The organism is Sulfurovum sp. (genome assembly GCA_020525365.1).
Classification (GTDB): domain Bacteria; phylum Campylobacterota; class Campylobacteria; order Campylobacterales; family Sulfurovaceae; genus Sulfurovum.
In genome coordinates this window covers 847,722-868,799 of record JAIZOF010000001.1, presented here as the reverse complement: position 1 = coordinate 868,799, position 21,078 = coordinate 847,722, and the positions used below count along the sequence as shown (strand labels likewise).

21 protein-coding genes are annotated in these 21,078 nt (G+C 37.4%); 2 read left to right on the top strand and 19 right to left on the bottom strand.

Features of this window, described 5'->3' with window-relative positions; genetic code table 11:
- Nucleotides 1-136: 136 nt before the first annotated feature.
- The 3 genes from LGB01_04370 to LGB01_04360 form a co-directional block, all read right to left on the bottom strand.
- Entirely contained in the window at nucleotides 137-373 is a 237-nt protein-coding gene (locus LGB01_04370) for a hypothetical protein (protein ID MCB4753432.1), read from the bottom strand.
- 1,750 nt (nucleotides 374-2,123) lie between these two features.
- Nucleotides 2,124-2,336: a hypothetical protein gene (locus LGB01_04365; GenBank protein ID MCB4753431.1), complete on the bottom strand. Its 213-nt coding sequence runs from the start codon at nucleotides 2,334-2,336 to the stop codon at nucleotides 2,124-2,126.
- A 354-nt stretch (nucleotides 2,337-2,690) separates the two neighbouring features.
- Complete coding sequence (locus LGB01_04360) at nucleotides 2,691-4,712, bottom strand: PD-(D/E)XK nuclease family protein (protein ID MCB4753430.1); 2,022 nt, start codon at nucleotides 4,710-4,712, stop codon at nucleotides 2,691-2,693.
- A 102-nt stretch (nucleotides 4,713-4,814) separates the two neighbouring features.
- Between LGB01_04360 and LGB01_04355 the strand changes: the two genes are divergently transcribed.
- Nucleotides 4,815-5,258: a heme-binding domain-containing protein gene (locus tag LGB01_04355; GenBank protein MCB4753429.1), complete on the top strand. Its 444-nt coding sequence runs from the start codon at nucleotides 4,815-4,817 to the stop codon at nucleotides 5,256-5,258.
- Between the two features lie 69 nt (nucleotides 5,259-5,327).
- Here the strand turns inward: LGB01_04355 and LGB01_04350 are convergent, their stop codons facing one another.
- From LGB01_04350 to LGB01_04275, 16 genes are all read right to left on the bottom strand, one after another.
- Nucleotides 5,328-5,723: a hypothetical protein gene (locus LGB01_04350; protein MCB4753428.1), complete on the bottom strand. Its 396-nt coding sequence runs from the start codon at nucleotides 5,721-5,723 to the stop codon at nucleotides 5,328-5,330.
- 133 nt (nucleotides 5,724-5,856) lie between these two features.
- Entirely contained in the window at nucleotides 5,857-6,408 is a 552-nt protein-coding gene (locus LGB01_04345) for a FixH family protein (GenBank protein ID MCB4753427.1), read from the bottom strand.
- A complete protein-coding gene (locus LGB01_04340) occupies nucleotides 6,392-7,021 on the bottom strand; it encodes a hypothetical protein (GenBank protein MCB4753426.1) in 630 nt (209 codons plus the stop codon). Before LGB01_04340 ends, LGB01_04345 begins: the two co-directional genes overlap by 17 nt.
- Nucleotides 7,022-7,144: 123 nt before the next feature.
- The gene (locus tag LGB01_04335; protein ID MCB4753425.1) at nucleotides 7,145-7,375 is read right to left on the bottom strand and encodes a DUF4006 family protein; all 231 of its coding nucleotides are present in this window, start codon (nucleotides 7,373-7,375) and stop codon (nucleotides 7,145-7,147) included.
- Between the two features lie 10 nt (nucleotides 7,376-7,385).
- Nucleotides 7,386-8,273, bottom strand: coding sequence for a c-type cytochrome (locus LGB01_04330; protein ID MCB4753424.1), 888 nt, complete (start codon nucleotides 8,271-8,273; stop codon nucleotides 7,386-7,388).
- Nucleotides 8,274-8,278: 5 nt separating this feature from the next.
- Nucleotides 8,279-8,488 (bottom strand): cytochrome c oxidase, cbb3-type, CcoQ subunit, encoded by a 210-nt coding sequence (locus LGB01_04325; protein ID MCB4753423.1) that lies wholly within the window; start codon nucleotides 8,486-8,488, stop codon nucleotides 8,279-8,281.
- A gap of 5 nt (nucleotides 8,489-8,493) precedes the next feature.
- Nucleotides 8,494-9,183 carry a cytochrome-c oxidase, cbb3-type subunit II gene (gene ccoO, locus LGB01_04320; protein MCB4753422.1) on the bottom strand — a complete coding sequence of 230 codons (690 nt, stop codon included), beginning with the start codon at nucleotides 9,181-9,183 and terminating at the stop codon, nucleotides 8,494-8,496.
- 11 nt (nucleotides 9,184-9,194) lie between these two features.
- Entirely contained in the window at nucleotides 9,195-10,661 is a 1,467-nt protein-coding gene (ccoN, locus tag LGB01_04315) for a cytochrome-c oxidase, cbb3-type subunit I (GenBank protein ID MCB4753421.1), read from the bottom strand.
- A 225-nt stretch (nucleotides 10,662-10,886) separates the two neighbouring features.
- On the bottom strand, nucleotides 10,887-11,927 hold the full coding sequence (locus tag LGB01_04310; GenBank protein ID MCB4753420.1) for a D-alanine--D-alanine ligase: 1,041 nt from the start codon (nucleotides 11,925-11,927) through the stop codon (nucleotides 10,887-10,889).
- 94 nt (nucleotides 11,928-12,021) lie between these two features.
- Nucleotides 12,022-13,143 (bottom strand): glutamine-hydrolyzing carbamoyl-phosphate synthase small subunit, encoded by a 1,122-nt coding sequence (carA, locus tag LGB01_04305; protein ID MCB4753419.1) that lies wholly within the window; start codon nucleotides 13,141-13,143, stop codon nucleotides 12,022-12,024.
- A 114-nt stretch (nucleotides 13,144-13,257) separates the two neighbouring features.
- A complete protein-coding gene (locus tag LGB01_04300; GenBank protein ID MCB4753418.1) occupies nucleotides 13,258-13,809 on the bottom strand; it encodes a DUF507 family protein in 552 nt (183 codons plus the stop codon).
- Between the two features lie 11 nt (nucleotides 13,810-13,820).
- A complete protein-coding gene (locus LGB01_04295; protein ID MCB4753417.1) occupies nucleotides 13,821-15,071 on the bottom strand; it encodes an adenylosuccinate synthase in 1,251 nt (416 codons plus the stop codon).
- The gene (locus LGB01_04290; protein ID MCB4753416.1) at nucleotides 15,072-15,923 is read right to left on the bottom strand and encodes an ATP phosphoribosyltransferase regulatory subunit; all 852 of its coding nucleotides are present in this window, start codon (nucleotides 15,921-15,923) and stop codon (nucleotides 15,072-15,074) included. It lies immediately after the preceding gene.
- Nucleotides 15,920-17,047 carry an alanine--glyoxylate aminotransferase family protein gene (locus LGB01_04285; protein ID MCB4753415.1) on the bottom strand — a complete coding sequence of 376 codons (1,128 nt, stop codon included), beginning with the start codon at nucleotides 17,045-17,047 and terminating at the stop codon, nucleotides 15,920-15,922. Before LGB01_04285 ends, LGB01_04290 begins: the two co-directional genes overlap by 4 nt.
- Nucleotides 17,048-17,132: 85 nt before the next feature.
- On the bottom strand, nucleotides 17,133-18,971 hold the full coding sequence (gene ciaB, locus LGB01_04280) for an invasion protein CiaB (GenBank protein ID MCB4753414.1): 1,839 nt from the start codon (nucleotides 18,969-18,971) through the stop codon (nucleotides 17,133-17,135).
- 76 nt (nucleotides 18,972-19,047) lie between these two features.
- Nucleotides 19,048-19,653, bottom strand: a complete 606-nt coding sequence (locus LGB01_04275) for a non-canonical purine NTP pyrophosphatase (GenBank protein MCB4753413.1) — start codon at nucleotides 19,651-19,653, stop codon at nucleotides 19,048-19,050.
- 71 nt (nucleotides 19,654-19,724) lie between these two features.
- Between LGB01_04275 and LGB01_04270 the strand changes: the two genes are divergently transcribed.
- A complete protein-coding gene (locus tag LGB01_04270; protein ID MCB4753412.1) occupies nucleotides 19,725-21,062 on the top strand; it encodes an MFS transporter in 1,338 nt (445 codons plus the stop codon).
- Nucleotides 21,063-21,078 lie beyond the last annotated feature (16 nt).

The window sequence follows — 21,078 nt, the reverse complement described above, 5'->3', positions numbered from 1 at the left end:
GCCTTCATCACAAAGTCAGGCCTAAGCCCATCTCCAAAGATGCAGAACGCAAGATACTCTTGAAAAACTGTCAAGCGTCACATGTAAGAGCTATGACAAAACCGAGCCAACACTCTCTGGCTGTTTAGCAAAAGCCTCACGGAGTAAGTCCCGTCTGCTCCAACATCGCACCCAAAAATGCTTCATTATCCCCCAGTTCCCTGTTGAATCCACCACACGCTGTCGCATCCTGTACCGCTTTGTTGGTAAAGGTGGTCGCAGTATGCTGGCCGGTGATTCCCATAAAAAAGTAGGCTAATGTAACGTACAGAGAGTGCAAAGGTTCACCTGAATTGCATTTAATAGAGAGAGGGCTAGGTGGCTGGAAGGTCATGATGACTCTTTTGTGATTTTTTAGTTATTCCTGATTTTACAAATTAGCTTGCTTATTATAAGAAGTGCTGTCATCTATAGTATCCATGCAATATAGTTGTATCCCGTATTTCCAAATTGCATCTAACTTTCGTTTATTTTTGTTAATCCAACTTCGAATAGCTACTTGTTCTGTTTCTGAAAAAATTCATGTCCTGTTTTATTTTCTGATACATTTCAAAATTTTCAATTAAAGAAGTTTTTTGATTATATTCTTACCACTCCATTCGGGACCCTGTCATATCTTCAAATTTAATATTATTTTCTGTGATATTTTTCTTGTTGTAAATGTACAAAAAGGCGATTATCTGATAACACTTCTGAATACACTATATTTTCAAATTGAGAATAACCACTTTTATTCTTATTGGTTTAGTAAGAATTAAATCATTATATAAAATTCACACTTATAAACACTCAAAGATCTTATTGTATTTTATCATACCCTTCCCAATCCACTCCAAACAATTATCCAAAACCTGAATATAACATGAGCATTTAACTCTTCTGTCTCTTCTATGGCTTTAAGATTTCAGCTCTATATGCATCTAATTTTTATACTTTTCATTACTCTCATAAATAGAATTAAAGAACTTCACTGTAAATAAATAAAACATTGACTCGTTTCATCACCCAAACTATTTTGCACTGTGTTAAAGATTGATTACTTGATATTTGAGAGGGGCTAGTATATCAGAAAAGACCATTAATAATAATCATTTTTAGATTCTCTCAAAATCATCAAACATATTACGCCACCATCACGTATAGCTTCTTGTGCTTTATTTAATTTTTCATTATCTATATAATCTTTAGCTTTATCGGTAGCTTGTGTTGTATCTATTTACACTAAAAAACAGATACTGATACAATTTTAGAACCATATCCTAAACCATGTTACTGCAGTATCAATATTTTTATCTTTATTTCCTTTGTTGGTATTTGAGAATATGCTTTGTAAATACCTACTTTAATATCTTCTATACGTCTTTACCATATAGGCTACAACATATACACAAGATTTTTCTTTTTCTTCAATAAAGAAATAAACCTTCTTTAAGTTCTTTAGGAGAATATTTATTTCTCTCTTCTTTTATTTACAATGATTTTAGATTTTCGTTTTCTTTAACAACTCATTCTGCAAAATGTTTTCCTGAACCCTAAGCACCAGAGAGCATCACTGTCTTGCCATTGTTATCATCATTCAGCAGATATCCACCATCACCTACCACTCTTTTTAATGCCTTTAGTGTTGACATATTATTCTCCTAGATGATTATGATTTATCTCAGTTCTGTATTTCTGAAATTTTAAAGTCACTATCAAAAGTCACCAGTTTTTCACAATGCTCTTCACAATTCTTTAGATATGCCATCATTTATATTTTTGTAAAGTTTATCTCTACAGAATGCATACCCATCACTACAGACATTTTATATTGAATATCACTCATACACTCTTTTAAAAGTCAATACGGGAGTTGGCTCTGGTCAATCATTTTAACTCTTGCTAGTGAGGACAATATATTCACTAAATACCAATTGAGATATATAAACCTCTTTAGCCCCAATAGCCTTTTCTATAAGCTCTCCTGCAGATAATTTTGCTTATTTTCATCTTGATTAATTGAATAATAAATCAGTACATTGTATCTCAAAATATATCACTATTCATATCCTCATCCAATTTGGTAAAGTCTATTGTTTTATCTTTCAAAACAGGTATATTTTGACTAATTTTACGAAACTCTTCAATAGCCTTATTTTTTTATCTCCCTTTGGCTTGAAAGTTCTTCTACAGTCATGATATTTTTTATCTAAAAACATCCCTTTACTTGATGGCGTTTTATCTACTACTTCTACAACATCAAAACTATCAAGTTTATGGTAGGTTTCGCTGTATCCTGAGATGGATATAGTATTCATATTTATCCTTTTTCATATATATTTATTTATTATATGAAAATAAACTTTAAAAAATTCTAAATACTCCCTCCCCACACAACAAAGGTAAACTCACACCACTTACAATTTCCTGTAAGTCCTCACACTTCTCTGCTACAAAGTTCTTAGTTTGTTTCAACCTATGATGACCTCAAGGATGTTCATTCTTCTCTAGGGCTGATTTCTTCTACTCTCCCACCCTCAAGAGGGCTTGACAAAGGCAAGTCTTATATTTTGGTACTTGGTCTTGTAATAGCTGGGATAATAGATACCACTTGTAGGTCATTTAATGTCCTAGATTCTTGGTCTTTGTGCCTCTTTATGTTTCCACTGTAGTCAAGTACCAATCGTATCGGTAGTATTTTGGTCAATGCGATCGATGCGACCCTTAAACTTCAGCCCACCTATCTTGCCGTGTACTTCCATTTCACGGGAAATTACACGCCAGTTAGCACTAAAATGTGCGATTTCATGCTGCACAAACCCTTTGAGCCTCTCACGCCAAAGTGCTTTTTGATAACAGCTTTTACTATCTGTATTAGGTAGCAACTGTTCCATTTTGGCATGCAGTACCTGTGTCATCTCTACTTCTGAAACATAATAATCATGCTCTTGATAAAGCTCTTCTAGGAGTCTGTGCAAAAAAGCACCCTCATTTAACTCTTCATCCTCTTTGGGTTTTATGTTGGCAAGGTAGCGGTAGTAGTATTTACGTTTACACTCCAAAAAGGTTTTTAGCCGTGAAGCAGACCATGTCTGTGTTGTGGCATCGAAGTTTTTAACTATTGGATCTACTTTTGATACGAGCTGTGAAGACGGACTGTAGAGCAGATGCACCGGTGCTTTTGTTTGTACTACTTCAGATAAACCCAATTCATAGAGAAACTTTGAAGGCAACCTATTTTCTGATGTTGCATAGATGATGACTGAACGCTCCGCTTGCTGCAGTAGGCGGTTATATATCTGCTTTTGTAGTGCCTCTCTGTCCTGACGTGTTGGTAGACCAGAAAAGGCACGTACGGTTGAGCTAAGAAACATATCTTTTCTAGGCGTTGCTGGTATCACACCATCATTAAAGTCAACAATCACGACACCCCTAAAGGAGACTCCTCGGGTCTCTAGTGCACCCATTACAGTTACCTTTCCTCCTCGCACATCATCAAGAGTCACCTTAGAGAGTGCTTGAAGCCAGAGATATAGCCACACCTTGTAAGTAAACGTCTCTTGATTAAAAAGTGTTTCAAAGTGATACTTTACTAATTCTACATCTTCATTCTTTTGCTTCTCTTCTAATCCGAGTAGTTTTAAAAAAGTAAAAAAAGCCTGTACACCAATATGTTCAACCCAAGCAATAGCATCAATCTTCTCTATTCCCAAACCATAACGCTCCAAGAGCTTTTGACTCTTTTTGTCATGCTTTTCCCAGTAATTGTAAAGTGCCTCAAGAGAACGTACAATACGCCCATGGCAATAGTCATACCCCATGGCAAAATTAAGGTTATTGAGATGATCAAAGAGCATAAAGTGCTCCTTGAAAGACTCATCAGGAAGTACCAAGACAATTTCAGAGGGGTCAACACCCTCACCTACCATCTCCTCTATCTTCATCAATGCCAGTGCCACCTGTTCATCACGTTCCTCTACACAATATACTAAAGTATTTATCTCTTCTTTGATAGGTGTACTCTTTAGTATATTTTTAGCACCAAGGTCAAATGTGATATGACAATCTTCTTTAAGCACAATACCACAGCTCTCAAAACGCTCCTGCATCTTCTTAGTAAACCGACTGGTATAGTAGGAGAGAACAACTTGGGTATGGTTTGCTACTTGCTGTAAAAGTGTCAGTTCAAAATGACTCAAATACCCCTCAAGGTAGATCTCAATACAATCATAGCTCTTCAAGAATCCTTCATTTAGTCTATAATTCTTAGGAATAAACATTCTGTCTATCATCCCTTTTGAAGCAAGTATCTCTTCATAACGCAACTTCAATTCACCCAGTACCCGCAGGTGATCACCAAACTCCGCATAAGGATCTGCCTTAGCAAGTACTTCCAGTGTAACTTGCTCAAAAGAGAGCTCTTCAAAAAACTTAAACAGTGCGTCACTTTTGGTAAAAAAACGTACTAAATCACGGTCAATCTTAAGCTTCTTAAATGATTCAAATTCTGTTGATTTTTTAAGTAGTATGGTTCGCTGCAATGGGTCAACCATTGTGGCATCATCTAAAAGTACAGTACGATTCTCAAACTCATCCATGCACATGAGTGTTGGAAGAAAACCTTCTTGGTTTCCCTGTTGCTGCATAACAGTGCGCAAGGCTCTTGATGTGGGGTAAACCTGTAGTATATTCATGCAAAAAGTATACCACAGAAACCATACATTGTGTATTGCCCTAGCCTTTCAAGTAGCCAGTAATTTATTTACTAAGGCTATAATGCACCTAAAAAGGTTACGATGTGGAAAAAATACTTCTTTTATGGGCTGGAGGTACATTTGCTACTTCAAACGATACAGATAGACATTCCAGAGCCTCCCAAGGAGATTGATCCTAAAGATGAGATTAGGGCACCCAAAGAGATTATGCATATGCTCAAAACCTCCTGTTACAATTGCCACTCCTATAAGACAAAGATGCCGTGGTATGGGTATATCTCTCCTATCTCACTTGAAGTAAAGAGCCATGTTAAAGAGGGACGAAAAGCGGTTAATTTTCAAGAGTGGAATAGGTATGATGAAAATAAAAAACAGAAAGTTTATAAGGGAATTGTTAAGACAATCAATTTTCGTATGCCGATACCAATGTATCTAATCATACATGAAGATGCAAGGTTGACTAAATCTCAACGTGATGCTATAAAAATATGGGCAAAAGATCATATACTCAAAGAGAATCACTGATTCTGACAACCCCTATATCAATCATTAGGGGTTTCTCTAAACTGCGAAACTCTTCGGGGAATTCTTTAATTACCATTCACGTATTAAAGCATGGCAACTCATACATCGATTTTGCAACTTTCTAAAACTATCAAGCATACGATTACGATTTGCTTTCTTAAAGGCTTTAAAAATTCTTTCTGCTTCAACAGCAATTGCTTTTGCCTCAGTTTCAGCATATTTTTTACGCTTAAAGCCCTTTCCTTCTTCGTTTTTTATATTGAAGGATTTAATATCCTTTGTATTTTCCTTGACAATATCAACACCCTTAAGAAGAATCTTTTTGTTATTGTACATCAATCCTTTTAAGATTGTTTCCATACCATTTTCAAGTTTTTTCATTGTATTCATACGCTTGGTATGCTCTCCTACACTTGCTGAAGCAATCCCCATCATAAGCAACGATAACAGTAATAACTTTTTCATCAATATATCCTTTATGTTAAGATATATAATTATAGTATAAATAAAATATAAATAAAATAAAAATATAAAATAATTCAAAAATGATAAATAATATGAAACTATATTACTATAGAGAAATTTATTTTTTAATCTCTTACTTCAAGTAGGCTGGTATCTCCAGATACCCTATGGTATCCTTGTTAACTATGGCCTTTAGTTGCAAAATATAACGTCCTGTCTTGTTCACGCTAACACCATCAACTGCGTAGACACCGTTTGAATTCGATACATTCTCAATCATGACATTATCTCTGTTTGTATGGGGACGTGTCAATAAAAAAGTGATATTGGCATCTGTCAATGGTGTGCCCGACTTGGTGCTCACGCGATAGGAGAAATGATTTATACCATTTTTAAGTACAATAACCTCTTCTTCTTTCGCACGCTTGGCATTTTCTAATTCAAGAATAGTCTTAGGAGCATCTATAATTTCAATCGTGAACTGTCTGTCAAAATTGGCTTTACATCTTAGGATGTCATTGATATGTATATCTGCTTGTTGGTACTCCATCATATACTCATTAGGCTCCTGCACAGGTATAGAGGAGGCAGATTTAACTGTCCAATAACTTAAAGTAATTCCAACAATCAGAAATCCAAGAATCATATGAGGCCAATAAGAGATATCTTTAGTTTTCTTTGCCATATTTTATCCTTCTGTATAGTGGTCTGAAAATGAACAACCAAAATATGATTGATGCTCCAAAAAATACGATTGCCTGAATCACCCAAATACCCTGACGGGTCTCTTTGATGGTATTTTTCAACTCAATACCTTTGGTGTGTGCTATCTCATCTGCGAGTTCAGAAAATCCCTGAACAACACCAATGGCATACTTGTCTTCAATTTTGTTTTTATCGATTGATGCAACTATATCAATAGTTGCATCCATAATTTCGCCCTTGTCATACATTGATGCAATTGCTGTCGAGGAGGAAATCACTGCCACCCGTCCTCTTTGTTGTGACTGTTTTGTAATTAGTGCAAATGGTGCAAAAATAAATATCACATACGGTTTGCTTACTTTCTCTTCATATCTCTTACTATAAGCTACCAAATTGAATCTTTCTGGGAAATGCTCATTTGTTGCTATTACATACCCATGAATACCTGTCTTCTCGACAAGTTCTTTGCCCATCTGCTCTATATATTTTGCAGCTGTATCATTTAAAATGTCATTCTTTAAAAGTGTGGTAGCGTTCAGAAGAAGTGGAAGTAGTAAAGTAAGCAAGGCAAGCCCTGCTTTTACTTTTATCATTGTTTATCCTATAAAAAGATGGTTTGGTGTTAAAACTGCCCATGCGGTATAGATTGCTGTAACAGCCATCATCCAACCAAGTATTTTATCCATAATTGTAATCATAGTTCAATCCTTTATGATTTATTTTACATTTTTAAATGCAAACTGTGCATTGTCTTTGCTAATCATTTTTACGTTATCTAGACTACCTGTAATAGGTGCTGGATTATAAGCATTCTTTGCAGACTTTTGCTGAACACCAAGTCCCCATACTGTAAGGAATACCAGAATGGAAAGCAACAGAACAGTTGCGATAAGCATACCTGTTACGCCATTGAGTCCAAAAACGGATCTGTTAGTATTTTCTGCCATCATCTACTCCTTAATTATTCAAAGACTGAAGAAATTCAGCCAATGCTTTCTCTTGAACTGGCGTAGTGGTTGTCTTAAATGATGGCATTTTACCAAGCATTCCTTTTTTACCATGTTCAAGTACATGCTGCACCAATGTCAGATCATATCCAGCAAGGTTTGGTGCCATACCATTATTTCCTTTACCATCTGCACCGTGACAAGAGGCACATGCCGCAAATGATGCAGGCTGGCTACCTTTCATGCCACCAGCAATATATGTTGCAATCTCTTCCGCATCTTTTCCAGTTGCCATACCTGCAGGCATTGCACCCATTGGATAACCAAGTTGATTCTGTCCATTATTAATCACATGAAGAATCTGTTCTTTACTCATTCTTGCACCAAAATCTTGTGCTTTACCTGAAAGACCATCACCTGTAGTTCCATGACATGGCGCACACTTTACAAGAAAGATAGACTCACCCATCTCTTTAAGTGTGGCTTTATCTGGATTTTTATGAACCTCTTCAAACTTCTTATTGTAAGTCTTCACCTCTTTATTCCACTCACCAATCTGACTATAGGCATTGACAGGATACCCCCACTGCCAATACCAAAGTGCCCAAATCAGTGTGCCAAGAAATGAGTAAGCCCAACCTGCAGGCAGTTCATTCTTGTATTCACCAATACCATCCCAATTTTCTTCAGCAAGTTCACCTTCAGCTTTATCTGTCTTCATCTGGGCAATATATTTTGCCGAGACACCTGCTGACAGTACTGCGATCGCGATCGCACCGATCATTGTAAGCAGGTTGATCGGGTCACTTAGGTCAATGTTCATCTGCTTGACGACTACGATCGTTACAATAATCAGTACCGCTGCAAATGCCAATGCTTTTGCTATTAATGCATTCATTTATTCTACTCCTTTTGTTCTTCAGGTAGAGGATCACTTGTATTGATAGGAGTAGAATCGATCTCGTCATCAAGAGCGATCTTCCCTAGCTTCTCGTAATCCTTCTTCCCTTTTTTTTCACTCCTGTACAAGTAAACAATGTACCCATACAACATCACCACCAAGAATATGGTCATAAAGAAACTGGCATAGCCTTGTAATTCTCTAAGTCCCATATCACTTATTTAGCTGCCGCGTAACGGCTTTCTCCCAGACTATTCAAATATGCAATAAGTGCTACAATTTCAGGAATCTTTCCTTTGGAAACCGCATCTTTAACATCCTTGTTCTTCATATCAGCTGCAATCTTCTTTGCCTCATTAAGTACTTTCGACTTATAGGCTTCAAATGCTTTTTGACCTGGTTGAATATCATCACCATATGGTGTATTGAAGACATTTTTAACCGTAACTGCTTCAGCATAGGCTGTCTCTATGTCCGCTTTGTTTGTAAACATATGCTTATAAGCAGGCATAATGGAACCTGGTACAACAGATGTTGGCTCCCACATGTGGTTCTCGTGCCAGTCGGTGGTTCTGTAGTTGCCTACACGGTGAAGGTCCGGACCTGTTCTTTTAGACCCCCATTGGAAAGGTCTGTCGTATGCGTACTCTCCAGAGAGAGAATATTGACCATATCTGTCTGTTTCCGCTTTAAATGGACGAATCAGCTGCGAATGGCATGCAATACAGTTGTCTTTTTTGTAAATTTCTTTTCCCGCAAGTTCAAGTACAGTATATGGTCTAAGACCTGCTACCGGACGCGATGCTTCCGCAAAGTTAGGCAGAATCTCAATGATACCTGCGAACGCGATAGTTAAAAATACTCCTACTGCAAAGAAGAATGGATTTTTCTCTAACCAATGAAACATAACCTACCTCCTTATGCCATAGGTGATCTGAACTGTGGTTCTTCAGAGAGCTCTCTAGAAGAAGTCATAGTCTTAATCATATTGTAAGCGAACATAACGAATCCAATTAGGTACATTACACCTGAAAGGGCTCTTATCGCATAGTATGGATGAAGCACTGTAACAGTATCAATGAATGAATACATTAAGTTACCATATTCATCCACCGCTCTCCACATCATACCCTGTGTGATACCTGCAATCCACATAGAGGTAAAGTAGAGAACAACTGCTGTAGTTTGAAGCCAGAACTGTGCTTCCATTAACTTCCTAGAGTATATCTCTCTTTTGAACATTCTTGGTGCCATATGGAAGAGTGCTGCCATAATCATAAATACAACCCAACCAAGTACACCATCATGAACATGTCCAGGAATCCAATCTGTAAAGTGCGCAATAGCATTAACAGATTTGATTGCCTGAATTGGACCCTCTAGTGTAGAAAGCATATAGAACGTAGATGCAAGAACCATGAATTTAATCAGCGGGTTCTCAGTCAGCTGGTTCCACTCACCTTTCATCGTAAGAAGCATGTTAATTGCTGAACCCCATGACGGAAGAATGAGAACAACAGAGAAAATAGAACCCATTGTCTGCATCCAGTCTGGAACAGTTGACCATAGAAGATGGTGCGAACCAGCCCAGAGGTAAACAAACATAAGACCCCAGAAAGAGAGAAGAGAGAGTTTATAGGAATAAACTGCCTGCCCAGACTCTTTTGGAAGGAAGTAGTAGATCATTGCAACGATAGGCACAGTGAAACCAAATGCGACTGCATTGTGACCAAACCACCACTGTACAAGTGCATCATTTGTACCTGAGTACATAGAAACAGAGTGCATAATGCTACCAACACCACCAGAAGCGAAGTATGTAGGTACAGCCATATTATTAAAAAGGTAAAGCATAGCAATACCAAGGAAACATGCGATGTAATACCACATAGAGATATAAAGTGCTTTCTCTCTTCTGATTCCGATAAGACCAAACATTGCAACACCCCAAAGTACCCAAATCAATACAATAACGATATCAATTGGCCACTCAAACTGTGCGTACTCTTTTGCTTGTGTAATACCCATAAGAAGTGTGATCACGGCAATAAGTGCACCTACAAAATAGAGATAGAAGTGAAATTTTCCAATAAACATCACAAACTTTGACTCTGCCATAGATACCTTAAGGACTCTCTGTGCAGAGTAGTAAAAGGTTGCCCAAACACCACTCAAAGTAAACCCATAAATCACAATATTTGTGTGAAGTGGTCTTAGCCTTGAGAATGTTCCATACTCACCAAGTAAGTAGTTCAATTCTGGAAAGGCTAGTTGTGACGCAATAAGCGTACCAATCACCATACCTAAGAATCCAAACAAAATTGTTGTAAATGTAAACAATTTTGCTATGGAATAATCGTATTCTAATGCTGCGTTTGACTGCATACATACCCCCTTGTAAAAATTTTATGCTGTATCTTATAACAACATTCAACATTAATTATAAGTTAACTTTTCCTATGTAAAGCTTAAAATGAAAGGGAAAAAAGCAATTTGTTAAATAAGTTTTAACAAAAGAGACAGAAATGTGTCAATGTATTGTTTTATAGGCATTTGAAGGAATTTTAATAGGAGTAAAATACTCCTATTTTACATAAAAAACCAAACCTTTTATGCCTTCCCTTTTGCTTGCTGTATGGAGTGGATATACTGGTAATCTATTTTAACCTTCTGCTCTTTGGGAAGATACCTTAGCAGACGTTCTAGCATCCCTTCAAAATCTTCAAATAGATAGTTTGCCATCGATCCTGGGATTGGGTTTATCTCATTAAGTAATACTTCATTATCAACAACAAAAAAATCACAACGAATAATACTTCCTCTAAAAAGTGGATCATAGACTTTTTTAAATATATTGCGAATCCTCTCTTTTAGGTCATCAGGAATATTGGCTTCTAAAACCTGTGAATCACGAGAAAAGTCCATATATTTCTTTTCAAAATCAAGAAACTCTTCTTTGTGTGGTTCTTCAACAATAGAAAGCTCCCAATCATTAGTCAGACAGCCTGCTTGATTATATTCTTTAACCCCTTCTATAAATGGTTCAATAATGACATCTGTATCAAATTCAAAAGCAACATCAAGCGCATAATCAAGTTCTGTCTCATTTTTAACAATGCTTACACCAATACTTGATCCAAGACGTACCGGTTTGACAATCACAGGGTATTTCATGCTAACCTTACGTACATCATGCTTAGAGATATGTTCGTAAGTAACTGTTTTAACCCCCAAGCTCTCTGCAAGGAACTTGGTGTAGAGCTTATTGTAAGAGAGCAAGGAAGCTTCAAGCCCTGGAGAGACGAACGGTATATCAAAAAAGGTCATTAATGAAGCAATCTTACCATCTTCTCCATCACGCCCGTGTATGAGATTAAGTACCACATCAAAAGATACTTTCTTATTGCCAAATATGCCTTCAGTAAAAAAACCACTCTTTTTTAGTGTGAGTTGTTTGCCTTTTTTATACTCACCTGAAGAGAAGAGTTTAGCATTAAGCTTTTCTGTATCCACTAACCAAAACTCTCGATTGGAGTCAATAAAGATGTAGGTAATCTTACTCTTTTTAAGTACCTTTTTCATTGTAATGGCAGAGACAATACTAATCTCATGTTCAAAACTAGATCCACCGAATAAAATGGCTATGTTCATAAGGTTTCCTTTTTTCAATCCCTGAATATGGGTATTTTCTATATAAAGTTAAATAATCTACCTTAAGTATTTGGCAAATAAATCTTCCTGTAGGTCAATCTAGCATCTTTCTAAATTCAGAGAAAATGTAGGCACTCTCATGGGGACCAGGGCTTGCTTCGGGGTGGTGCTGCACAGACATAGCTGGTACCTTTTTGTACCTTAGTCCCTCAATTGTATTATCAAAAAGGTTGATGTGAGTTACCTCTGCTACTTCAGTGATGTTATCAGGTACATTATAGTTATGATTTTGTGCTGTAATCTCAACCATACCACTTACTTGATTCTTAACTGGATGGTTTCCACCATGGTGTCCAAATTTGAGCTTATATGTATTGTAGCCATGAGAGATAGAGAGTAGTTGATGTCCAAGACAAATACCAAACATTGGTATTTTGGCTACAATAAGCTGCTTAATCTTCTCTTGCTCTGCTTTAAGGATTAGAGGATCACCTGGTCCATTGGAGAGAAATACACCATCTATCTCTTTTGCTTCAAACTTTTCAATAATCTCTTGAACCGATATATCATTAGGAACAACTAATACTTCCATGCCTGCATGGGTCAGTTCATTGAGTATATTTCGCTTAATACCAAAATCGAGTGCAATAATTTTTTTACTTGTCTCTGGTTTACCGTACTCAAAAGTTCCTATATTGTAACGTGCTTCCATATGTATATACGGCTCTTTGGTGCTCACCTGCTCAATGTAGTTAATCTCCTCAATACGTGGTGAGGTCTCAAGAATCTTCTTAAGTATTGCCTCATCGTGTACTTCGGTAGAGGCAACCATCATCATTGCCCCTTCACTACGAAGAACCTTGGTTAAAAAACGTGTGTCTATATCGGTAATGCCCAATACATTCTCTCTCTTAAGTAGTGTTGCAAGTGTCTCCTCGGAACGGAAGTTGGAGGGGCGTGACTGATAGGAACGCACAATAATTCCTTTACAGTGTGCTCCCTTGCTCTCCATATCCTGCATATTACATCCAACATTACCAATTTCAGGCATTGTAAAGGTAATAAACTGTCCCGCATAGCTAGGGTCAGTCACAATCTCTTGATATCCAGTTAAAGAGGTGTTAAATACAATCTCACCAACTGCTGTTCCCTCTGCCCCAAAACCCTTTGCCTCCATAAAAAGACCATTTTCAAAATATAAGCTCACTTTATTCATAGATATTCCTTCATAGTGGATACATTCACTCTACACATACAATGCTTTTCATTAAAAAGCATACCACAACTCATTACACCCCCTATTGGCTTAATTAACATCATAACTTTATTGCTACAACATTCCTCTCTTTGTAAGCTCTTCTTGATAGAGTCGTTCATAGAGTAGTTCAAAATCCTGAGAACCTGGAATTACCTCTTTCTCCATATTTTTAATCTTACTGTAGACAATATCATCGATCTCATCAAATGCATCGGCAAAAGCCTTAAAAGATTTAAAGATAACATTCTTGACCTGATTATCACTTACAGTATATTCTGCAATATAATTTTCATAAAGTTCATCAAGGATTAGATGTGCCAAATCATTATAGCGATCATCATAGTTCATGATTACATCATATTCTGGTGCCATCTTCTTTTTAATCATGAAGAAGAGTTGACGCTCATCAGCATGTTGAAACTCAATCTCATCATAATTTTCATCAAGTATCTTCTTAACTTGTTCATCAAGTGTATGCTCCTTGGCAAGGTTTTTATCAATAATGCATTTAGCCGTCTCTACAACTATTTCACGCCCTTTTGGTAGTGTAACAAAAGGAGCATTTGCAAGGTCAATCCCTATCTTTGTTGCTATATATCGTGTCTGTTGTGGTTTTAATCTCATATTTACCCCTTTTATCTAATTATAGTATCTTCTCGTTCAGGAGATGTAGAGATGATTCCTATCTTTGTACCAATCATCTCTTCAAGTGCTAGAATATATGATTTTGCTGTCTCAGGCAACTCATCAAATATTCTGACACCCTCCGTCTTCTCCCATCCAGGAAAAGTTTTATATACTGGCTTAACATCTTCCAAATCATATGGCACATAGTTAATCTCTTTTCCTCTAAACATATAAGCAACACAGACTTTAATCTCACAAAAACCATCAAGAACATCAAGCTTCATTAATGCCACCTGGTCAACACCATTAACGCGTACAGCATGTCGCATTGCAACCGCATCAAACCAACCACAACGTCTAGGGCGACCTGTGGTTGTGCCAAACTCATGTCCATTTTCTCTAAGCCTATCACCTTCTGATTCAAAGTCTTCGCTTGGAAAAGGACCATTTCCTACACGGGTACAATAAGCCTTAGCAATCCCAGTAATTTTTCCAATATCCTTAGGGTTAAGACCCAGCCCTGAACACGATCCTGCACTTACTGTTGTAGAAGAGGTTACATAAGGGTAGGTTCCATGATCAATATCAAGCATGGTTCCTTGTGCTCCTTCAAGTAGTACTTTTTTTCCTGCATCAAGTGTCTCCCATATTAATTGTGTCGTATCACAGATATAAGGCAAAAGTACCTTTTTATAGCCTTGAAGTTCTTCTAAAAGTTCCAATTCAATTGGTGCTTCAATACCTATGGTGTCAAAAATTGGTTTATTGGCAGTAAAAAATGCCATAATCTTTGTTGCAAGCTTCTCCGGATCTAGTAATTCTCCCAAACGGTAACCAACACGTGCAACCTTATCCCCATAAGCAGGACCAATACCCTTTCCTGTTGTTCCAATAGCTTTGTCACCCTTAAGACATTCTTTTGCCTGATCAATTTGAGCATGATATGGCAGCAATACATGAGCTTTATCAGAAAGAAAAAGTCTACCCTCAAGGTTATCAAACTGCTCCATCTCTTTGACAAAATCTTTCGGAGAAAGTACCACACCATTACCAACAATATTTTTTGCATTTGGGTTAAGCACACCGGAGGGAATCAGATGCAGTGCATATTTCTTGTCACCAATGACAATTGTATGTCCTGCATTGTGTCCACCGGCAAAACGACACACATAGTCATATGTCTGTGCCATATGATCTACAATCTTTCCTTTACCTTCATCACCCCACTGGAGTCCTACAATCAGATCTGCTTTACTCATCTATTTTTTACCCTTGTTTATTTTGCTTACAATACACTCATCAGTATAAAGTGCAAAACCTGCTGCTTCTATATCATCAATTGTATAAGTACCGCCCATCGCAAGAAGTGTATTTCCCTCAAACATACGAAAAGTCAGTGAATCATAGTACCGCATCTTTGCATAAAAAAGTGGAGAGATAATCATATTTTCATACTCCACCATCTGTATGGCCATTTTAATCTTTTCTAGCTCTATACAAATATCATCAGGAAAAATAGAGAGATCTTCAAGATCTTCTACAGTATTAATCTGTATCAATTGCTCTATCCATGGTAAACCACTATTAAGTATTTTCTCAAGGTGCATTGCTTTTAGTGCCTCAAGCGATATACCATATTTTTCATTAAGTAGATGTGGGATACAAATATTTGCTACCTGCATAACCGGTAAAGCACCAATCTCCTTCAAAAGTACAGTGGAAGTACGTACAATCTCCTCAAAACTACCATCAATTACCTCTACACCAATCTGATACTGTTCTTTTGTTGGGAAGGATACTGTTGGCTGAATATAAAACCATTTTTTTGAAGTGGTAGAGCGTCCCAATCTTTTAGTAACAATACGTACTACATCTGCTGTTGAATCTGCACGGAGCGTTACTTCATGATTCTGCTCATCATTGAGTCTTACTAATGGCTTTTTGTCTTCAAAGCTCTCATGTTGGTGATAGGAGAAAAATGGTGTTACAATCTCCTCAAAACCAAGATTTTCCAGTATTTCTGCCGAAATAAACTCAATCTCACGCTTAATTTTGGCACTTTTTCCAAAATAGAGTTTTGACCCACTGGGGATTTCATGTTCGAATATCATGTATTTTCACTTTTGAGGATATTTTTAAAGTACTCTTCACTAAATACCTTGCTTGCCGTCCCATCGTAGGGTCTGCGTCCCAATTTTGCTAATACTAGTTCCACAGCATTGACTACCCATACCATCTCATAAGGTTTAATGAGTCCCATTTGGTTGATACGGAAAATCTTTCCTTTAAGATGATCTTGTCCACCTGCAACATTAACGCCAAAATCGGTTTTTAGTAAATCACGTATCTCTTTAGCGTTTTTATCATCAATAGTGGTCATGGAGCGTGCCGGTATTTTTGGGTAAGAGTGCAACCCTAGTGCCTCAAGTGCAAAGCGGGTTGCTTTGGCACGACGTGCCGTATCGCAATAGAGTTTACCTAATCCATCATCTTTTTTAATCTCTTTGAGAATTTTTCCAAGCCCAATAACCAGTGTAGTTGCTGCTGTGTAGGCTGTTGTGTTCTGTTGCTGTTTCTTGATTTCAGAAGTAAGGTTGAAATAATAACCTTTCCCTTCACCAATTTTTTTGATCGCAGCATTACTCATCCCTAAGATCGCCAGGCCCGGAGGAAGCATCAGTGCCTTTTGACTTCCAGCAATCAATACATCGATGTGTGTTGTGTCAATACGCTCTACTCCAACTGCTGTGATTCCATCAGCAATAACCATTACGTCAGGTCTAATCTCTTTAATTGCTTTAGCAATCTCTTCTACGGGATGACGTAATCCTCCTGCAGATTCACTAATCTGAATAGCAATCGCATCAATCTGCTCATTGGTCTTCACCACTTTAATAATCTCTTCCACTGTTGCAGGTGTATCCCACTCATGTTTTATCTCAACATTATGCAACCCGTGTGCTTTGGCGATCTTACCAAAACGCTCACCAAACTTTCCAGAATTTACATTAAGCAGGGTATTATGGCAAAGATTGACCACTGCTGCTTCCATTGCACCAGTTCCAGTAGAGGCAAGCATAATCACCTCATCAGTCTCCATTAGTTCAAACAGTAATTCTCGTGTCTCTTTAAAGATTGCTTCAAATTCTGGTGTTCTGTGGTGTAGTGTTGGTTCTGCCATTGCCAGTCTAACAGACTCGGGTACCGGAGTAGGTCCTGGGGTAAAAAGTAGCATTATAATCCTCGCAATCGCCATCATTGACGACGGCGTAATTATCGGGATTATATCGAAAAGGAGGTTAGAATTTGGTGAAACAGTATTAATTCATATTGACTATCTGCTGCCCAATCTCCTTGTAGCGGGCATAATAGTGCTCTACAAAACTTCTAACACTCTCTTTAACAGGCAAATAAACACTATTGGATTTCTGGGCATACTGCTTCAGATACTCACTCGCATCACTCTTTGCAAGGTAACTTGTTGCCAATACTTCATAGGCTTCAATGTAGGCTGTTTTCATTGCATCATATCTACTGTAGTCTATCTTGATTTGACCATCATAGAAGATGACACCCGAACTAAAAAGAATATCAAGGTGAATTAAGCCTTCACAGTAGTATGGTAACACCTCTCCTACCTCACGCCATGACATAAGTCCAACTGCACGCGAGACAAGATCATCAATGATGTGTGTTTTGAGCTCTTCTCTTTCATGATAAAAAAATGCCATTAATCCACCAGTTGTTGCTTTAAATTCTTCAATATTTTTAAACTGTCCTGCAGTATTCATCTTGGTCTCAGTATTAGAATCTATCCAAAGAATATGTCCATATTCATGTCCAATAGTAGAAATATCATAGAGTTCATGCCAAAGCTCAGGCTTATTCTCTGCCAATGTACGTTGCTTACGTACAAACTTCTCTCCCATTATCTCGACAGAGAGCTTCATGATCGGCTTAGACTTCTTATTCTCCAGTACGAAATCAGCATAGGCAAAGATTTTCTTTCCAAATTCAATACTGACGGTTTCATCATTGGGAACAACTTGTGCCGAGAAGAGTCCATTGAACTCTGCTGCGTAGTAGAGCATAGGCTGACCAATATAAAGTTGTGTCTGATCAACCTGCAACAAATTCTTAGCCATAATACATTCTGCTTCATCATTAAATTTTTCTACCATTTTCTGAGCAAAAAGTTTGATGTTGTTGTGAGTATGTGATCTCTCTTGAAGTTTGGGATTAACAATACGAAGATCCCACTCTAATGCCACTGCTTTACGATAATGGTCTTCATAATACTCCAGCGGATGCCCTACCTGGATAGGTGTATCTAATGCCATCCAGCATCTGTCAACTTCTGCCCACATTTTAATAAGTTCATCATTTTTGGTATGAGAAAATGCTTCTTGAAGTGCTACAAAGTAGGCAATCCACTCTTGCTTTTTATTGAAAATCTTATCTTCATCCTGTTCTAGCAAGGCAATAAGTTGTTCTAGGGCAACAACTACGTCCCCTACCTCTTTTTTAAAGGCTTTAGCATATGACACACTCTTATAATGATCATCCTCTTTCACTAACACTGAATAACTTCGATCAGCTATATGACCATATTCATCGCACTCCAATAATGACTTTTCTCGTAGCATCTCAAAGATTTTCGTATCATCTCCATGGAACATTTCACTCAACTCAACATTGACTCCATTAATAATATGGTGTACCCAATGACTCTGCCACTCACTAAGACGTACTCCCACAAAGTGTACACCGAAGATAAGTCCTCGATAGAAAGATGTTAACAGTTTCTTCTCCTCAATCCATCCAATAAGACTCTCGTGGCGTGCAATATGCAATGTGGAGACAAAACCATAGGCAAGTTCTTTTTTAAGACATATCTCCTTATCACTATACCCCTGTTTTTGAAGCACCTGTTCTAACGCATCTTCTTGTAAATGAATAATGCGTGTAAGGGCTGCCATCTCACTCTCTTTGTTGCGTGGTATATCTATCAACTTTAAAAAAGCATCAATGACTGCATCAGCATGTTTATGGGTTTTGTTTTTATCGAGTAAGTCATAGTAACTGTTTAAACTTGCCTGCCTACTTTGCAGTTCATCATAGATAATCTGTAAATCTTTTATAAATTGCTCTTTAGTCATTCTTTTTTTCCTCTGTATTTCACCAAGGAAACCATAATAAATATCTCCACTATGAATACCCTTTCTATCATTGCTACTACTTATTTTTTAACATTTGAATAATTGGCTTTGCCAAAGCAATTGCCTTAGCACGATGAGAGATATTTAACTTAATATTGTCATCTAATTCTCCCAATGTCCTATCAGATCCTACAGGAACAAATATTGGATCATACCCAAAACCCTTCTCTCCTCTTGGATCATCTATTGCCTTACCATGCATCCATCCATGTACCACATATTCACCATACTTCGAAACAATAGCAATCGCAGCTGTATAATAAGCTGGTGTCTCCTTAAGCCTTCTTTTCTTGAGTGCATTAATAAGCTTATAAAGGTTATCCTTGTCACTCGCACCTTCACCAGCATAACGTGCCGAGTAAATAGCTGGTGCACCGCCTAGTACCGGCAAGGAAATACCGCTGTCATCCGATATAACCAAATAACTCTCCTGAGGGTATTTTTTTTGTAATGTTTCATAAATAGCGTGTGCCTTAATAAGTGCATTAGCAGCAAATGTGTTACCATCTTCTACAATCTCCATATCACCCAAAAGTACTGAAAAGCCCAACACCTCATCTTGACACATTTGCTGAAACTCACGTATTTTCCCTTTATTCCCTGTTGCTAAAATCAATTTCATTTTAAGTTAACCTTCATTTTACTTTATGGGACTATAATTAGGGCAGATTTTACCCTATTGGAGATATTAAGATGATTAAACAGATTATGCCTCTTAGTCTTGTTGTTGCATTACGATTCTTTGGACTCTTTATTGTACTTCCAGTACTCTCTATTTATGCACTTGACATGAAAGGTGCCACACCATTTCTTGCTGGTTTGGTTGTTGGTGGCTATGCACTGACACAAGCATTATTTCAGGTTCCTTTTGGGCTTATGAGTGATAAAATAGGTAGAAAAAAAACCCTTCTTGTTGGTCTACTTATTTTCATTGCTGGCTCTATCATTTCTGCCTTAAGCGATAGCATCTATATGCTATTAATTGGTCGATTTTTACAAGGTGCGGGTGCAATTGGTTCTGTTGTCTCTGCTATGGTGGCTGATCTGGTTAAAGAAGAAGAGCGTGCTCATGCCATGGCAATTCTTGGCGGAACAATTGCAATGAGTTTTGCTGCAGCGATGATTATTGCACCTATTGTTGGTGGAAACTGGGGTATTGACAAACTATTTTGGCTTACAGCAGCCTTATCGATTGTATCAATTGGGGTACTATTTACAGCAGTACCCCAACCACCTAAAATTATCCACTCTTACTCAGAGAGAGAAGCAAAAACAACTGATGTTTTTAAAGATAAAGCGTTAGTGCGTATGTACATTACATTTCTTTTTCACTCCTCCATTATGATGATGGCATTCTATATTATCCCCTTAGTCTTAACACGGAGTATTGATTTGGGTGGTTTTGGATGGGAAAAGTCCGAACTTTGGAAAGTCTACTTTCCTGCAATGATTTTTGGGTTTATTGCCATGGCACCTGCCGCCATTTTAGGGGAGAAGTATAATAAAGGTAAACTTATTTTTATTATATCAATCATCTTTACATTTTTGGGGTTTATAGCAATGGGGTTTGCCTCAAAAGCTTGGATATTTGTCATGGGTGTTGTCTTATTCTTTATTGGTTTTAATATGTTTGAGCCTCTTTTGCAAAGCTTTGTTGCCAAATTTGCCAAAGTACATCAAAAAGGTGCTGCACTTGGTGTTGCCAATACCTTTGCATATATTGGTATATTCTTTGGTGGCTTACTTTCTGGATGGGTTATGCAACACTATGACCAACATATCTTGGCACTTATTGTAGGTTTTTTGTGTATGTTATGGTTTTTATGGGTTGCTACCATGCCTAACCCAAATAACCGTGGTAATGTCTATCTACCACTTAATATTTTTGATAGAAATAGAATCTCCACATTAACGGGGCATCCTGCTGTTGTTGAAAGCTATGTTAATGAAACAGAAAATATTGCTGTAGTAAAGTATGAAAAGGATTTGATTGATGAGGATCAAATTAGAGGCATGTTACTTGAAACGTAATAAGCATTAAGTCTTA